The organism is Polaromonas sp. P4_F9 (assembly GCF_056401235.1).
This window is the reverse complement of sequence record NZ_JBFUJT010000004.1, coordinates 1-15,955: the sequence shown is the minus strand read 5'-3', so window position 1 is coordinate 15,955 and position 15,955 is coordinate 1. Positions and strand designations below refer to the sequence as shown.

Genomic DNA, 15,955 nt, shown 5'->3' with positions numbered 1-15,955 from the left:
AACCGGCGGGCGAACCGGCGCCCGCTGTCGGCGCCTGACAAGCCCTATCCCGCATTGTTGGCTTAGGGATTCATGGAGTCCGCCGTACACTGCGGCCATGGCTGATTTCCTGATGCAGTCCCCTGAGACGGGGGACGCTGTTCACCGTCCAACCCTGCTGGTGGCGGTGGTCATGTGCCGGGAGCGCATCGACAACCGCTGGCAGCCCTGGCGCTGGGTGCTGGCCGATGTGGTGCCGCAGGAGGACGCTTTCGGCAACCAACCCCGCTTGCTGCTCAAGGACGACCGCGAGGAGCGCTGGTTGCACCCGGGCTTCAGGGTGGAGTTGTTCTTGGGCGACGCCGAGGGTTATTACCTGAATGTGACCGCACCCCAACCCTGCTTCTGGGTGGTGTGGCGCATGGAGGAAGAGGCGGGTCTTGCCGATGAGCCGGTGGCCGTACCGCAGACCGTTACCTTGAGCTACCACGACGCGGGGCGCTGGCTGGACGCGCAGGAAACCGTCGAGCAGGTTCCCGCGCCGCCCGACGTGGTGCAGTGGCTGCAGGAGTTTGTGGACCGGCACCATGTGCTGGAACCCAAGCGGCGCCAGCGTCCGCAAAGCTTCCAGTCCTTGCAGGATCGTTTCGGCAATCCCGCGCGGGTGAGCACTGACAAGAAACCGGACGGGCCCGGCCATGACTGACGAGCGCGGGGGATTCCTGGGTCGGTGGGCTCGCCGCAAGTCTGATGCCCTGCAGGGCAAGCCGCTCGAAGAGCCTGCGCCGGCGGTGGCCCCGGGGGGTAACGCCGGCGCCATCGTGCCGCCGCCAGACGGGACGCAATCCGCACCGGCCGCGGCGCCACCTTCCGCTCCCGATGCCATTGGGCCCGCGGAAAAAGAACTGTCGCTCAATGACGTGCGGTTGTTGACCAAGGACTCCGATTTCAAACCCTTCATGGCCGAGGGGGTGGGGCCTGAAGTCAGGAACGCGGCCATGAAAAAGCTGTTTGCCGATCCGCACTTCAATGTGATGGATGGACTGGACACCTACATAGATGACTATTCCATCTCCGAGCCGATACCCGAGTCCATGCTTCGGCAGATGGCCAGTGCGAAATTCCTCAAGCTGTTTGATGACGAGGAGGATGACAAGGATGACAAGGCGGAGAAGGATGACCAGGATGACCCGGAAAAAATCCAGGCGGCTGTAGCGCGGGAAAATGCGAATAACCCTGATGGTGAAACCGTGGCACAGTCATCAGAAACCGCGGGCATGACAACGCCAGACCCTGTCAACCCCGACAACCGCAGCCAGGCCGGGTCATTGCCTGACGCCGGCGCCAGCCAACGCCCAGAAGACCATGCCCACACTGATTTGCGACTGCAACCAGACCATGCCCCTCCAGCCCCAGGCGGTGGGCGCGGCACTCAATGAAAATCTGACGCGGCATTCGACCTTGTGCCGGCGCGAGGCCGGCGCGTTCCAGAAGGCGGTCCAGTCAGGTGATGACGTCGTGGTGGCCTGCACCCAGGAAAAGCGCCTCTTTGCGGAGCTGGGCGAGCAGACCGCGGGGGCGACCTCGGTGGTCAGGTTCGTCAATATTCGTGAAACCGGCGGCTGGAGCAAGGACGCTTCGACCGCCAGCCCCAAGATCGCCGCGCTGCTCGCCGTCGCGCACCTGCCGGACGCAGAACCCGTCTCGACCGTCACCTACAAAAGCGCCGGCCGCCTGCTGATTGTCGGCCCGCTGGACCAGGCCGAGCAGGTGGCTGCGCTGGTTGCCGATGCGCTGGACGTGACGATTTTTTCGCAAGGCGTCGCTGACCCGGCGCCGGGCGGCTTTCCCGCGCAGGAGCGCAAGTATCCGGTCATCAGCGGTACCGGCCTGAGCCTGCAGGGCTGGCTGGGCGCTTTTGAAGCGAAATGGACAAAAGACAATCCGATTGACCTCGACCTGTGTACCCGCTGCAATGCCTGCATCGCGGTGTGCCCCGAAGGCGCCATCGACCTGAGCTACCAGGTGGACAGCAGCAAATGCACCTCGCACCGGGACTGCGTGGCCGTCTGCAAGGCCGCCGGCGCGATCGACTTCAACCGCGAAGCGCAGGCAGTCACCGAGGCGTTTGATCTCGTGCTGGATCTGGGGCGGCAACCCCTGATCGCGCTGCATGCGCCACCCCAGGGCTACTTTGCATGCGATGCCTCGGCCGGGCTGGTCTCGCCCGGTTTGCTGGCCACGGTGGTCAAGCTGCGTGACCTGGTGGGTGAGTTTGAAAAGCCCAAGTTCTTTGCCTACAAGCAAAAGCTGTGCGCCCACAGCCGCAATGAAACCGTCGGCTGCAATGCCTGCATCGACATCTGTTCGGCCGGCGCGGTTAGCAGCCAGAAAGAGCGCCAGCAGATCGTCGTCAATCCCAATCTGTGCATAGGCTGCGGCGCCTGCACCACCGTCTGCCCGACCGGCGCGCTCACTTACGCCTATCCCCGTGCCAGCGAGCAGGGTGTCCGCCTCAAGACCCTTCTTGCCACCTATGCCCGGGCCGGCGGTGCGCATCCGGTGCTGCTGTTCCACAGCCAGGGCGCCGGCCAGCAGGCCATCGAGGCACTGGGTCGCGCCGCGCAGTTGCAGAAAACCGTGCAGGGTGTGCCGGCCAACGTCATTCCGCAGGCCTTGTGGCATACCGCCAGCCTGGGGCTGGATGTCTGGTTGAGTGCTCTGGCATTTGGCGCCGAACAGGTGGCCGTGCTGGTCACGGATGAAGAGGCGCCGGCTTACCTGGAGGGCTTGGCGGACCAGATGCGGGTGGCGCAGGCCATCCTCGGCGGCTTGGGCTATGCGGGCGTTCACTTTCAGCTGGTGCGCACCCAGCCGGGCGTCCATGCCCAGGCGCTCGCCGACCTCGATGCCAGCCTGCAAACCCTGGCGCAGGCCAGGCCCATGGTGCCCGCGGTCACGGCCCGCTTTGCGGTAGTCCAGGAAAAACGCAGCACGCTGGATATGGCGCTGGACCACCTGATTGCCCACGCGCCTGCCACTGTGCCTGAAGCGATTGAGCTTCCCCGCTCAGGCTCGCCGTTTGGAAGTCTCGTCGTCAACACCGACACCTGCACCCTGTGCCTGAGCTGCGTGAGTGCCTGCCCGGCCAGCGCGCTGCAGGACAACCCCGAACGCCCGCAACTCAAATTCATTGAAAAGAACTGCGTGCAGTGTGGTTTATGCGCGGTGACCTGCCCGGAAGACGCCATCACGCTGCAGCCGCGGCTTTTGCTGACGCCCCAGCGCAAGGAGGCACGCGTGCTCAACGAGGCGCACCCCTACCAGTGCATACGCTGCGGCAAGCCCTTTGGCACGCTCAAGGCCATCGAGTCCATGCTGGGCAAGCTGGCGGGCCACGCCATGTTTCAGGGCGCGGCCGCGGACCGCCTCAAGATGTGCAGCGACTGCCGGGTCATCGACATCTACTCCGCGGACAACGAACTCAAGATCACCGATATCCGCTAGGCGGCACACACACGACGACACACACATGATGCAAGCGCAACTCGTATCCTCCGGCCTGGATGAAGAAACCGCACGCGCGGAGGTCTACGGGCTGCTCGCGGCCCTGTATTACGCGGCGCCGTCCGCCGAATTGCACGGCAACATCCGCGTCGCCGTCACCGAAGCACCGGTGGCGGGGGCCGTGCTCGAGAGTTCCTGGCAAGAGCTGGTCGCCGCGGCGCGCGAGCAAAGCCAGGCAGACATCGGGCAGGAATACGATGCCCTCTTTGGTGGTGTGGGCAAACCCGAGCTGTATCTCTTTGGGTCCCATTACCTCAGTGGCTTCCTGAACGAAAGGCCGCTGGCGGCCCTGCGCACCGACATCGCCGCCCTGGGATTGGCGCGTGACGAGGCCATGCCGGAAACAGAAGACCATGTGGCCTACCTGTGCGAGGTCATGCGCTACCTGATCGCCGGTGACGATGTGGAAGTTGCCAATCTGACGCGCCAGCGCGAATTTTTTGCGCGGCATGTCCAGCCCTGGGTGCCCCTGATGTGCGACGCGATTATGCAACACCCCAAGGCCCGGTTTTACCGTGCCCTCGCGGCCTTCACCCAGGCCTTCATCAGTGTCGAATCGCAAGGGTTTGACATGCTCGCCTGAAGGGCATTGGCATGTCCCGCGACGGCCTCCAGGCCGTCCATCCCCATCCGTCCCCATCCGTTCCATGTCCGCCTCAAATTGAGACACTTGCCGTCTCCAGGGGGGCGCAGGGACGATAAGAAAGCTTATCGTTTTCCCCTAATCTCCATGTTTGGATGATGCAAATTGTTGTGGCGCTCCACGCTCTGACGTACAGTGTGTATGCAAACCGTTGCATACATGCCAGCAGCTTCCTTGGAGACAAAGATGCAGGACAGCCAGCCAAAGCCCTCGCGCCGGGGCTTCTTCTTCGGTGCAGCCGCCACGGGTGCAGCAGCCGCAGCCATCGTGGCCTTGCCGGGCGCACAGCTACCGCAAGCCGCGCCCCAGGAGGCCAAGCCGGCACCTGAAAAAGGCGGTGGTTACAGCCTCTCAGAGCACGTCAAGCGCTACTACAAAACCACGCGCATCTAATTTCATACTGTTTTCCTTTTCACGGAGAGCTTCATGCTGCTCACGAAAAAACCTCACGCAACCCCGGGCAATCTGGCGCATCGTGCCGGTTCGGCGCGCTTTGTCGAAAGCCTCTCGCGCGGCCTGTCCAATGCCATCCCCACCATGGACCGGCGCGCCTTCCTGCGCCGCTCGGGCGTGGGTGTGGGGGTCGGCCTGGCAGCCACGCAGCTGACACTGGTTAAAAAGGCCGGGGCGGCCACGCCGGGCGCCACGGATGGCAGCGGAAAAATCGAAGTCAAGCGCACCGTGTGCACCCACTGCTCGGTAGGCTGTGCGATTGATGCCGTGGTTGAAAACGGCATCTGGGTTCGCCAGGAGCCGGTGTTTGATTCACCGATCAACCTGGGGGCCCATTGTGCCAAGGGCGCTGCGGTGCGCGAGCACGGGCATGGCGAATACCGCCTGCGTTACCCGATGAAGCTGGTGAACGGCAAGTACGAGCGCATCAGCTGGGACACCGCCCTCAATGAAATCACGGCGCGCATGCTTGAGCTGCGCAAGGCCAGCGGTCCTGACTCGGTGTATGTGGTGGGCTCCTCCAAACACAGCAATGAACAGGCCTACCTGCTGCGCAAGTGGGTGAGTTTGTGGGGCAGCAACAACTGTGACCACCAGGCCCGTATATGCCACTCCACCACGGTGGCTGGCGTCGCCAACACCTGGGGCTACGGCGCGATGACGAATTCCTACAACGACATGCAGAACAGCAAGTGCGCGTTGTACATCGGCTCCAATGCGGCCGAGGCGCATCCGGTCAGCCTGCTGCACATGCTGCACGCCAAGGAGACCGGCTGCAAGATGATCGTGGTCGACCCGCGCTTTACCCGCACGGCGGCCAAGGCAGACGAATACATCCGCATCCGCTCGGGCTCGGACATCCCGTTCCTGTTCGGCATGCTGTACCACATCTTCAAGAACGGCTGGGAAGACACGAAGTACATCAATGATCGCGTCTATGGCATGGACAAGGTCAAGGAAGATGTGATGGCCAAGTGGACGCCCGACAAGGTGGAGGAAGCCTGCGGCGTGCCGGAAGCGCGCGTCTACATGGCCGCTGAAGCGATGGCCAAAAACCGGCCGTCCACCATTGTCTGGTGCATGGGCCAGACCCAGCACACCATTGGCAATGCCATCGTTCGCGCCTCCTGCATTTTGCAGCTGGCACTGGGCAATGTCGGCGTATCCGGCGGCGGCACCAATATTTTCCGCGGCCACGACAACGTGCAGGGCGCCACCGATGTGGGGCCCAATCCCGATTCCCTGCCAGGCTACTATGGCCTGGCGGAAGGGTCGTGGAAGCACTTTGCCAAGATCTGGGGCGTTGACTTCGAATGGATCAAGGGGCGTTATGCGTCGCCCGCCATGATGGGCAAGCCCGGCATCACCGTCTCCCGCTGGATCGACGGCGTGATGGAGAAAAACGAACTCATTGACCAGGAATCCAACCTGCGCGGGGTGTTTTTCTGGGGCCATGCGCCCAACTCCCAGACCCGTGGCCTGGAGATGAAGCGCGCCATGGACAAGCTGGATTTGCTGGTCGTCATTGACCCTTATCCTTCAGCCACTGCGGCCATGGCGGCGATGCCGGGCAAGGCTGAAGACCTCAACCCGAACCGCGCGGTGTACCTGCTGCCGGCGGCAACCCAGTTTGAGACCAGCGGCTCGGTGACGGCCTCCAACCGTTCCCTGCAGTGGCGCGAGAAAGTGATTGAGCCGCTGTGGGAAAGCCGCACCGATCACATGATCATGCACCAGTTCGCCGAGAAGCTGGGCTTTGCCAAAGAGCTTTCCAAGAACTACAAGATGCAGAAGGTCAAGGGCATGGACGAGCCCATGCCGGACGACATCCTGCGCGAGATCAACAAGACCTGCTGGACCATTGGGTACACCGGGCAGAGCCCCGAGCGCCTCAAGGCGCACATGCGCAACATGCATCTGTTTGACGTCAAGACCCTCAAGTCCAAGGGCGGCATCGACAAGGAAACCGGCTACGACACGGCGGGGGATTATTTCGGCCTGCCATGGCCCTGCTACGGTACGCCGGAACTCAAACACCCCGGCTCCGCCAATCTCTATGACACCTCCAAACATGTCATGGAGGGTGGCGGTAATTTCCGCGCCAACTTCGGCGTGGAAAAGGACGGTGTCAACCTGCTGGCCGAAGACGGCTCGCACTCGCTGGGCGCCGACATCACCACCGGTTATCCGGAGTTCGACCACTTGCTGCTCAAAAAGCTGGGCTGGTGGGATGAGCTGAGTGAGGCTGAAAAAGCCGCAGCCGAAGGCAAGAACTGGAAAACGGACTCATCGGGCGGCATCATCCGCGTGACCATGAAAAACCATGGCTGCCATGTGTTTGGCAATGCGAAGGCCCGTGCGGTGGTCTGGAATTTCCCGGATGCGATTCCGCAGCACCGCGAACCGCTCTACGGCACTCGCCCCGATCTGGTGGCCAAGTACCCGACGCATGACGACAAGAAAGCCTTCTGGCGCATGCCGACGCTGTACAAGACCATCCAGCAGAAAAACATCACCGACAAGGTGCACGAGAAATTCCCGCTGATCCTGACCTCCGGCCGGCTGGTTGAATATGAGGGTGGCGGCGAAGAAACCCGCTCCAACCCCTGGCTGGCCGAGTTGCAGCAGGAGATGTTCGTCGAAATCAATCCAAAAATCGCCGCGGACAGAGGCATTCGCAATGGTGAGCGTGCCTGGGTCAGCACGCCGACCGGTGCTCGCCTGAATGTGCAGGCTCTGGTGACGGAGCGGGTGGGGCCGGACACCGTGTTCATGCCTTTCCACTTTTCGGGGCGCTGGCAGGGCGCCGACATGCTGGCCTACTACCCCAGTGGCGCGCACCCGGTGGTGCGCGGCGAGGCTATCAACACCGCCACCACCTATGGCTACGACAGCGTGACGATGATGCAGGAAACCAAGACGACGATCTGCAACGTCGAGAGAGCTTGAATATGGCCCCCACGCTTTTCACTTCGTGTAATGCGCGAGGCCTTGCAGGCCGCGGCTCGCGAGACGCTTCGCCTCTGTCGCCCGTCCAAGCCTGCGTAGGCAGGCTTGGAGCCGCGGGCTCCAGCCCCTCGAGAGCTGCTGCGCCTGCGGCCCGGCAAAGCCGGTTCCGCGGCCCCTGCTTGGGCGGAGCCTCCGCGCCAGCTTTCGCGGCCCCCTGCTGGGGCAGAGCCCCACGCCAGCTTCCGATCGAAATATTTTTTCTGGAGACGCCATGGCACGCATGAAATTTGTTTGTGACGCCGAGCGCTGCATTGAATGCAACGGCTGCGTCACCGCCTGCAAGAACGAGAACGAAGTGCCGTGGGGTGTCAACCGCCGACGCGTGGTGACGCTCAACGACGGCGTTCCCGGCGAAAAGTCCATTTCGGTTGCCTGCATGCATTGCAGCGACGCGCCGTGCATGGCCGTTTGCCCGGTCAACTGCTTTTACCGCACCGATGAAGGTGTGGTGCTGCACGACAAGGATGTCTGCATCGGCTGCGGTTACTGCTCCTATGCCTGTCCATTCGGCGCGCCACAGTTTCCGGCGGCCGGCACCTTTGGTGTGCGCGGCAAGATGGACAAATGCACCTTTTGCGCAGGCGGCCCGGAAGTCAACGGCAGCCAGGCCGAATTTGAAAAATATGGCCGCAACCGCCTGGCCGAGGGCAAATTGCCGGCCTGCGCCGAGATGTGCTCTACCAAGGCCCTGCTGGCCGGTGACGGCGATGTGATCGCTGACATCTTCCGCAACCGGGTGGTGCAGCGCGGCAAAGGTGCCGAGGTCTGGGGATGGGGAACAGCGTACGGTTCGAAACAGGCCGGCCAGCCGCCCGCGGGAGGCAAATCATGACACGCTTTTTCATCCTTCTCTCAGCCCTTGCTGCCGTGGCCGGATTGTCAGCCTGTGGCGAAAAACCGCAATCCATGGGCGGCGTGAAAAGCGACGTTGCGCCGTTTCAGGGGGTTGAGAACCAGTTTGCGGCACCGGGGTGGAAGCGCGGCGACAAGACCAGCTGGGAGCAGGGGCTGAAAGCCCGTGCACAGAACACCCAGAATGAATATTCCAAGGCAAAGTGAGCGGAGGCTCTATGGAACTGGAACGCGCGCGATCGGCGGTATTTTTCATGGCGTTTGCCTGGGCCGGACTGACCGGGGCGCAGACGCCTGCGCCCCAGCCACCCCAGGCCTCGGGCGTTGTTACTCCCGCTCCAGCAGCGCCAGCCGCGTCAGCTGCACCCGGGGCATCCGGCGGGATTCAGGGCCAGAACATTTTTGACGTCAAACCCGACGCGAGTGCCGATCCAAACTATGCCAAGCAGACCAACGCGGAGCGCGCCAAAGTCCAGCCCGGCAACAATGCACCCATGTGGCGCCGGGTCGGCCAGGGCGTCACCGGCTACAGCAGCCTGCCCAAAAGTGAAGCGCCGGAGGCCGGCAACCTGATTCAGCCTTTTGTGCAATACCCCGGCTCGCGCCTGACCAACGCGGGTGAAGCCTGGCGGCAGGTGCGCAACAACTGGCTGATTCCGTATGGCGGCGCGCTGCTGCTGATCGTGGTGCTGGCCATCGCGATTTTTTACTTCAGCAAGGGCACCATCAAGACGCATGGCGCGGATACGGGCCGAAAGATTGAGCGTTTCACGCCGTTTGAACGCGCGGCGCACTGGTCTAACGCCACGGCCTTTGTCATTTTGGCCGTGTCTGGTGTGGTGATGGCCTTCGGCAAGTTTTTTCTGCTGCCGATCCTGGGCAGCACCCTGTTTGGCTGGCTGACCTACGCGCTTAAAAACCTGCACAACTTTGCCGGCCCCGTGTTTGCCGTGTCCCTGTTCATTGTGTTTGTGACCTTCCTGCGCGATAACTGGCCGCAAAAAGGCGATCTGAACTGGCTGCTCAAGGGAGGTGGCCTGATCTCCGGTGCGGAACCGGCGTCCAACCGGTTCAACGCCGGTGAGAAGGTGATTTTCTGGGGCGGTGTGTTTTTCCTGGGTGTGGTGGTGGTGTCATCGGGCCTGGTCCTCGACAAGCTGCTGCCGGGCCTGGTGTACGAGCGCGCGACCATGCAGATCGCGCACATGGTGCATGCGGTGGCCACCGTGCTCATGATGTGCATGTTCCTCGGCCACATCTACATTGGCACCCTCGGCATGCAGGGCGCGTTCAAGGCCATGGGAACCGGCTATGTGGATGAGACCTGGGCGAAGGAGCATCACGAGTACTGGTATGACGACGTGAAAGCGGGCAAGATCCCCCGCCAGCGGAGTGAGCCTGCGCCGCCCGGCCAGACAGTACAGGTTTAAAGCAGCGAGGACGCCATGAAAAAACTGATTCGACTTTTGACTTGGGGTCTGCTGGCAGGTGTGCCTGCGCTCGCGCTGGCCAAGCTGCCGCCCCTGAACGACGAGGCCAAGGCCAAAGCCGCCGAGGCTGCTGCCAAGACCGCGTGGACGGGCAAGGTCGAGGCCTACCAGCTGTGCAAGGCGCAGGACAAAGTGGCGGCCAGCTATTACAAATCCGCGAAGGCGGCAGGCAAGGAAACCAAGCCGCCCGCGGCAGCGCCGGCCTGCGCGGATCCCGGCGCCTTTAGCTATGCGCCGCCAGAAGCGGCCAAGCCCATCGAGGCCTCGGGCGCGCATTCTCCGGCCCCCACCGCAACCAGCCCCCCCAGCACCAAGCAGCCCGATGCGGTGGTGAACCCCGCCAAAAAGTCCTGAAATCTCATACCCTTTGAAAAGCCGGCCCGCGAGGGACCGGCTTTTTTGTTGTAGTCTTCATTCATGTACCCGCAGCCACATTTGCTTTTGCCCCGCCTGACGCTTGCCCAGGCGCCGCTGACCTGCGAGATCGACGCGGTCAATGAATACGGAGAGCATCAAAAGGTCTCCATTCCCGCCGAGCGATCGCTGACGGTGTACGTCGACAAACGCGAACTGGTCACGCTCATGACGCTGGGCGCGCATCCTGAATGGCTGGTGCTCGGCTACCTGCGCAACCAGCGGCTGGTCAAGTCGGTGCAGGACGTCGAATCCATCACCGTCGACTGGGAGGTGGGCGCCGCAGCCGTCAAAACCCGCCACGGCATTGAAGACATCGAGGAAAAAACCGCCCGGCGCGTGGTCACCACCGGCTGCGGCCAGGGCAGTGTGTTTGGCGGCCTGATGGACGAGGTGGACCAGATCGAGTTGCCCGCGGACGCGCACATCACGCAAGGCCAGCTCTATGAGCTGGTCAACACCATCCGCCTGAAGGAGACCACCTACAAGTCCGCCGGTTCAGTCCACGCCTGTGCATTGTTCCAGGTGGCGGACGACCGCGCCGCCATGCTGCTGTTCGTGGAAGATGTCGGACGGCACAATGCCATCGATACGATCGCCGGCTGGATGTGGATGCAAGATGTGGCCCCCACGCTTTTCGCTGCGCGTAATGCGCTGCCCCCCGAGGGGGCGCTGCGCCTGCGGCCCGGCAAAGCCGGTTCCGCGGCCCCGGCTGGTGAAGATGGAGCCCCCACGCTTGTCGCTTCGCGTACTGCGCTGCCCCCCGAGGGGGTGCTGCGCCTGCGGCCCGGCAAAGCCGGTTCCGCGGCTCCGGCTGATGAAGACGGGGACTCCACGCCCGGCACTTCACCCACCGCTCTCGGCCTGGAAGGCCTGGTTTTTTATACGACCGGCCGCCTCACCAGCGAGATGGTCATCAAGTCGGCCCAGATGGGCGTGCCTATCGTGGTGTCTCGCAGTGGTATCACCCAGATGGGGCACCAGGTGGCGCAGTCGGTCGGCCTGTGCGCTATCGGCCGTGCGACCAACAAGCGTTTTGTCTGCTATGCCACGCCCCAGCGGCTGCATCTGCAGCCCGAGCTGGCCGGCCCCAACCTGCGAACGCCGGTGGCTGAATCCTGAAGGTGGCGTGGCATGATGCCGCCATGAGTGAGCAACCCATCCAGTCCACGCTGCCGGGTATTCCGGACGCCCCCGCCGCCCGCGGCCCAAGGCCCGATTCATCCGGCTACCTGCCCGTCAGCCGCTGGCTGGAGGAGGGTCTGCGTGCGGCCTTTTTTCTCTCCCCCCGCGTCGCCGGGCATGTGCCTGCACCGTGGCAGGCGTTCCTGTTGACGCTGCTGGTTTTGCTGGTGGAGGTGGCCGCGCCGCGCATGGAGATCGACGGGCCTGCCCGCTTCAGTGTGCAGGCCTGGCTGTCGGGCTGGTGGACGCTGGCTGCTTTCATCGGACTGGCCTGGTGGGCCTTTCCGGCGAAGCCCAGGCCGGACGTCGCTGCAGCGGCAGATGGCCCCCGCTTGGCCGGTGTCGCCACCTGCGTGGTGCTGTGGCTGATCGCGTCCCTCCCCAACACCTTGCTGTACGAAGGCCTGACCGCAGCCATCGTCCATGGCTGGGTCAAGGGCCGGGTGTTCTCGGCGCCCTGGCTGTATTGGGCGTTTTACCTTGCGTTCACCGCCTGGTCGCTGGGCATCAGCTTTTTTCTGATTGTGCGTTTCGCGGGCCGGACCTGGCGTGCGGCGGTGTTTGCACTGGCCCTCATCGCGACCACGGGCCTGACGTTGTGGCAGTTCGAGGCCCGTGCGTGGGAGCCGGACTATGCGCGCAAAGCTGCGGTGGAAGATGACAAGCCCAGGCTTCACCTGACCCAGCAAACCCTGGAGGCGCAGCAGGCCTTATGGCAACGCACCCTCGCCGCCATTGCGCCTGAACGCCCCGGTGTGGCCGACGTCTACGGGCTGGTGTTTGCCCCCTATGCCTCTGAAGACGTTTTCCTGCGCGAAAGCACCCTGGTGAGCCGCGTCCTGGCCGAGCGCTTTGACGCCGGTGGCCGCGTGATTCACCTGTTGAACCACGGCAGCACTGCCGAGACCCACCCCTGGGCCACCCCGCTCAATCTGCAGCGAGCCATTGAAGCGCTGGCGCAGCGCATGGACCGGGACAAGGACGTGCTGGTCGTCTACCTCACGTCCCATGGTGCCCGCGATTTCAAGCTGGCTGCCTCGCACTGGCCGCTGGAGGTCGAAGCCCTGAGCCCCGGCGTGTTGCGGGAGGCGCTGGACAAGGCCGGCATCCGCCACCGGGTGATTGCGGTCTCGGCCTGCTACTCCGGCGGCTGGGTGGACGTGCTGGCCGATGACAACACGCTGGTCATGACGGCAGCGGATGCCACCCACACCTCGTACGGTTGCGGCCGCCTGTCCGAACTCACTTTTTTTGGCCGGGCGATGTTCGACGAGCAGCTGCGCAAGACCCATTCATTCGAGCAGGCCTTTGCCCGTGCCGTCCCGTTGATCAAACAGCGCGAGATCGACGCGGGCAAAGAGGACGGATTTTCCAACCCGCAGATCAGAGTGGGCGCCAACATCGGCCCGGTGCTACGTGCGCTGGAGCAGCGGCTCGATGCGTTGCCGCAGGCCCATGCGCCGGCCGGCGCCTCATCCCGGACCGAGGCCGAGAAAGCCCGGCCTTGAGCTGGGGACGCACGCTTTGAGGTAAGGTTGCCGCATGCACTTTTTGTTTCTGAAGCTCGGCTGGAGATCGCTGCTGCGCGATTTGCGGGCCGGTGAGTTGCGCCTGCTGATTGTGGCGGTCACGCTGGCCGTGGCTGCGCTGACCGCAGTGGGGTTTTTTGCCGACCGGCTCAAGGGCGGATTGCAGCGTGACGCGGGGAGACTGCTGGGCGGGGATGCGGTGGTCCGCAGTGACGGCGTGACTCCCGCCGCGTTCATCGCGAAGGCCCGGGCGCTGGGCCTGCAGTCCGTGTCCACCGTGACCTTTCCCACCATGGGCCGAGCCCGCGATGAAGAGGGCGGTCAGGCCAAGCTGGTGGCGTTCAAGGGCGTGCCGGAGGGTTACCCTTTGCGTGGCGCCATGAAAGTTTCCGACAGCCTGGAAGGCGCCGGCCAGGACACCCGCGACATCCCCGCGCCCGGCACCGCCTGGGCCGATGCCTCGCTGCTCGACGCGCTGGGCCTGCAACTGGGCCAAATCCTGTTGATGGGTGAATCCAGCTTCAAGCTGACCCGCATCATCGTGCAGGAACCGGACCGCGGCGCGGGCTTCATCAGCTTTTCGCCGCGCGTCATGGTCAACCAGGCCGACGTGGCCGCCACGGGCCTGATCCAGCCCGCCAGCCGAACCAATTACCGCTTCGCTGTCGCGGGGGACGACAAGGCCGTCAAGGCCTACGTGAAATGGGCAAGCGACGAGATCAAGAAGCCGGCGGAGCAGTCCGGCATTCGCGGCGTGCGCCTGGAGTCGCTGGAAAGCGGCAGCCCCGAGATGCGTCAGACGCTGGACCGTGCCGAGAAATTCCTGAATCTGGTCGCGCTGCTGGCGGCCTTGCTGAGCGCCGTGGCGGTGGCCATCGTGGCGCGCGGCTTTGCCGCCAAGCACCTGGACGACTGCGCCATGCTGCGGGTGCTGGGCCAGTCGCAGCGCACCATTGCCCTGGCCTATGGTTTTGAGTTTGCGCTGACCGGCCTCGCGGCCAGCGCGCTCGGCGTGATGATCGGGTTTGCGGTGCACTACGGGTTTGTGGTGCTGCTGGCGGGCCTGGTGGAAACGGCATTGCCCGCGCCGACCTTCTGGCCCGTGGCTTTTGGCATGGGCATGGGCCTCACGCTGCTGCTCGCTTTTGGTTTGCCGCCGGTGCTGCAGCTGGCACAGGTGCCGCCGCTGCGCGTGATTCGCCGCGATGTCGGCAACCTGAAGCCGGCGTCCATGGCCGTGCTGGGTGTGGGCGTGGCCGGTTTTGCTGCGCTGCTGGTGGCGGCCAGCAGTGACCTCAAGCTCGGGCTGATCGCGGTTGGCGGCTTTCTGGGGGCTGTGCTGGTGTTTGCGCTGGCCAGCTATGCCGCCATCAAGTTGCTGCGCGTCAGCGTGAACGAGGCCACCGCGCCGCGCTGGCTGATGCTGGCCACCCGGCAGCTGTCGGCGCGCCCGGTGTATGCGGTGGTGCAGACCAGCGCGCTGGCCGTGGGATTGCTGGCGCTGATGCTGCTGGTGCTGCTGCGCACTGACCTGATCAGCAGCTGGCGCAAGGCCACGCCGCCTGATGCGCCCAACCGCTTTGTGATCAACGTGCAGCCCGAGCAGGGCGATGCCTTCCAGCAGGCCCTGCGCGATGGCGGCGTCAAAAAGTTTGACTGGTACCCCATGATTCGCGGCCGTCTGGTGGCGGTGAATGGCAAGGCCGTGACGCCCGATGACTTTGAGGACGATCGCGCCAGGCGCCTGGTCGACCGCGAGTTCAATTTGTCCAACAGCGCCGTGATGCCCACGCACAACCAGCTGACGGGCGGGCGGTGGACGGCGGGCGAAAAAGACGCCATCAGCGTGGAGGAGGGCCTGGCCAAAACGCTGGGCCTGAAGCTCGGCGACGCCCTGCGCTTTGACATTGGCGGCCAGCTCAGCGAGGCGAAGATCACCAGCCTGCGCAAAGTCGACTGGAGCTCGATGCGGGTCAACTTTTTTGTGATGTACCCGGTGGCGCAGTTGCCGGCCGATGTGCCGGTGTCCTTCATCAGCGCCTTCCGCGCGCCCGAGCCGGTCCTTGCGGTGAGCGGCCAGCCCCGTCCCCAGAGTTTTGACAACACCCTCGTCAAGGCGTTTCCCAATATCACCAATGTCGACATGAGCAGCACGCTGGCCCAGGTGCAGCGTGTGCTCGACCAGGTGATACGCGCCGTGGAATTCCTGTTCGGCTTTACGCTGGCGGCCGGCGTGGTGGTGCTGTTTGCGGCCATCACGGCCACGCGTGAAGAGCGCGCCCGCGAGTTCGCCATCATGCGCGCGGTGGGCGCGCGCGCCTCGCTGCTGCGGCAGGTGCAGCGCGCCGAGCTGGCGGGCGTCGGCCTGCTCGCCGGCTTCCTGGCTTCGCTGGTCGCGCTGGCAGTGGGCTGGGGGCTGGCGCGTTTTGTATTCGATTTCAGCTGGACCGGCTCCTGGACGGTGCCTGTCTTCGGCAGCCTGGCCGGCGCGGCCCTGGCGCTTGCAGCGGGGTGGTGGGGACTGCGTTCGGTGCTGAACACCCCGGTGGTCGAAACCTTGCGCAAAGCCACCTGACTGGCATGAGTCCTTGCATACCTTCCCGCCGGCCCTCACCCCAACCCTCTCCCAGAGGGAGAGGGAGTAAAAAAATTCTGGCCTGTCTCTCTCTCTCTCTCTCTCTCTCTCTCTCTCTCTCTCTGGATTATCTTGCCCCCCGCGCCCTCTGGGAGAGTGTTGGGGTGAGGGCTCTACTCTCAGCACCCACATATCTCACACCAGCCACAAATCCAACCACCCACATGCAGATCGAATCAAAACCCCCCGGCACCCCGCC

Annotated in this window: 13 protein-coding genes; all 13 read left to right on the top strand. The window is 64.0% G+C overall.

Going from position 1 to position 15,955, the window contains the following annotated elements:
* Positions 1-112: 112 nt before the first annotated feature.
* The 13 genes from AC1DUB_RS04840 to AC1DUB_RS04780 all read left to right on the top strand — a co-directional run bounded on the left by AC1DUB_RS04840 (position 113) and on the right by AC1DUB_RS04780 (position 15,696).
* The gene (locus AC1DUB_RS04840) at positions 113-685 is read left to right on the top strand and encodes a DUF3305 domain-containing protein (RefSeq protein WP_477728712.1); all 573 of its coding nucleotides are present in this window, start codon (positions 113-115) and stop codon (positions 683-685) included.
* Positions 678-1,418, top strand: coding sequence for a DUF3306 domain-containing protein (locus tag AC1DUB_RS04835; protein ID WP_477728547.1), 741 nt, complete (start codon positions 678-680; stop codon positions 1,416-1,418). The genes AC1DUB_RS04840 and AC1DUB_RS04835 overlap by 8 nt, the downstream gene beginning before the upstream one ends.
* The gene (locus AC1DUB_RS04830) at positions 1,345-3,486 is read left to right on the top strand and encodes a 4Fe-4S binding protein (protein ID WP_477728546.1); all 2,142 of its coding nucleotides are present in this window, start codon (positions 1,345-1,347) and stop codon (positions 3,484-3,486) included. The genes AC1DUB_RS04835 and AC1DUB_RS04830 overlap by 74 nt, the downstream gene beginning before the upstream one ends.
* A gap of 25 nt (positions 3,487-3,511) precedes the next feature.
* Positions 3,512-4,129, top strand: coding sequence for a TorD/DmsD family molecular chaperone (locus AC1DUB_RS04825; protein WP_477728545.1), 618 nt, complete (start codon positions 3,512-3,514; stop codon positions 4,127-4,129).
* A 246-nt stretch (positions 4,130-4,375) separates the two neighbouring features.
* On the top strand, positions 4,376-4,582 hold the full coding sequence (locus AC1DUB_RS04820) for a formate dehydrogenase (RefSeq protein WP_477719885.1): 207 nt from the start codon (positions 4,376-4,378) through the stop codon (positions 4,580-4,582).
* A gap of 33 nt (positions 4,583-4,615) precedes the next feature.
* Entirely contained in the window at positions 4,616-7,591 is a 2,976-nt protein-coding gene (locus AC1DUB_RS04815) for a formate dehydrogenase subunit alpha (protein WP_477728544.1), read from the top strand.
* A gap of 271 nt (positions 7,592-7,862) precedes the next feature.
* Positions 7,863-8,483: a formate dehydrogenase FDH3 subunit beta gene (gene fdh3B / locus AC1DUB_RS04810; RefSeq protein WP_477719883.1), complete on the top strand. Its 621-nt coding sequence runs from the start codon at positions 7,863-7,865 to the stop codon at positions 8,481-8,483.
* Positions 8,480-8,710 (top strand): hypothetical protein, encoded by a 231-nt coding sequence (locus AC1DUB_RS04805; RefSeq protein WP_477728543.1) that lies wholly within the window; start codon positions 8,480-8,482, stop codon positions 8,708-8,710. Before fdh3B ends, AC1DUB_RS04805 begins: the two co-directional genes overlap by 4 nt.
* 47 nt (positions 8,711-8,757) lie before the next feature.
* Positions 8,758-9,933 (top strand): formate dehydrogenase subunit gamma, encoded by a 1,176-nt coding sequence (locus tag AC1DUB_RS04800; protein ID WP_477728711.1) that lies wholly within the window; start codon positions 8,758-8,760, stop codon positions 9,931-9,933.
* 15 nt (positions 9,934-9,948) lie between these two features.
* Complete coding sequence (locus AC1DUB_RS04795; RefSeq protein WP_477728542.1) at positions 9,949-10,347, top strand: hypothetical protein; 399 nt, start codon at positions 9,949-9,951, stop codon at positions 10,345-10,347.
* Positions 10,348-10,410: 63 nt separating this feature from the next.
* A complete protein-coding gene (locus AC1DUB_RS04790; RefSeq protein WP_477728541.1) occupies positions 10,411-11,529 on the top strand; it encodes a formate dehydrogenase accessory sulfurtransferase FdhD in 1,119 nt (372 codons plus the stop codon).
* Between the two features lie 23 nt (positions 11,530-11,552).
* Positions 11,553-13,100, top strand: a complete 1,548-nt coding sequence (locus tag AC1DUB_RS04785; protein ID WP_477728540.1) for a C13 family peptidase — start codon at positions 11,553-11,555, stop codon at positions 13,098-13,100.
* Between the two features lie 34 nt (positions 13,101-13,134).
* The gene (locus AC1DUB_RS04780; protein ID WP_477728539.1) at positions 13,135-15,696 is read left to right on the top strand and encodes an ABC transporter permease; all 2,562 of its coding nucleotides are present in this window, start codon (positions 13,135-13,137) and stop codon (positions 15,694-15,696) included.
* Positions 15,697-15,955 lie beyond the last annotated feature (259 nt).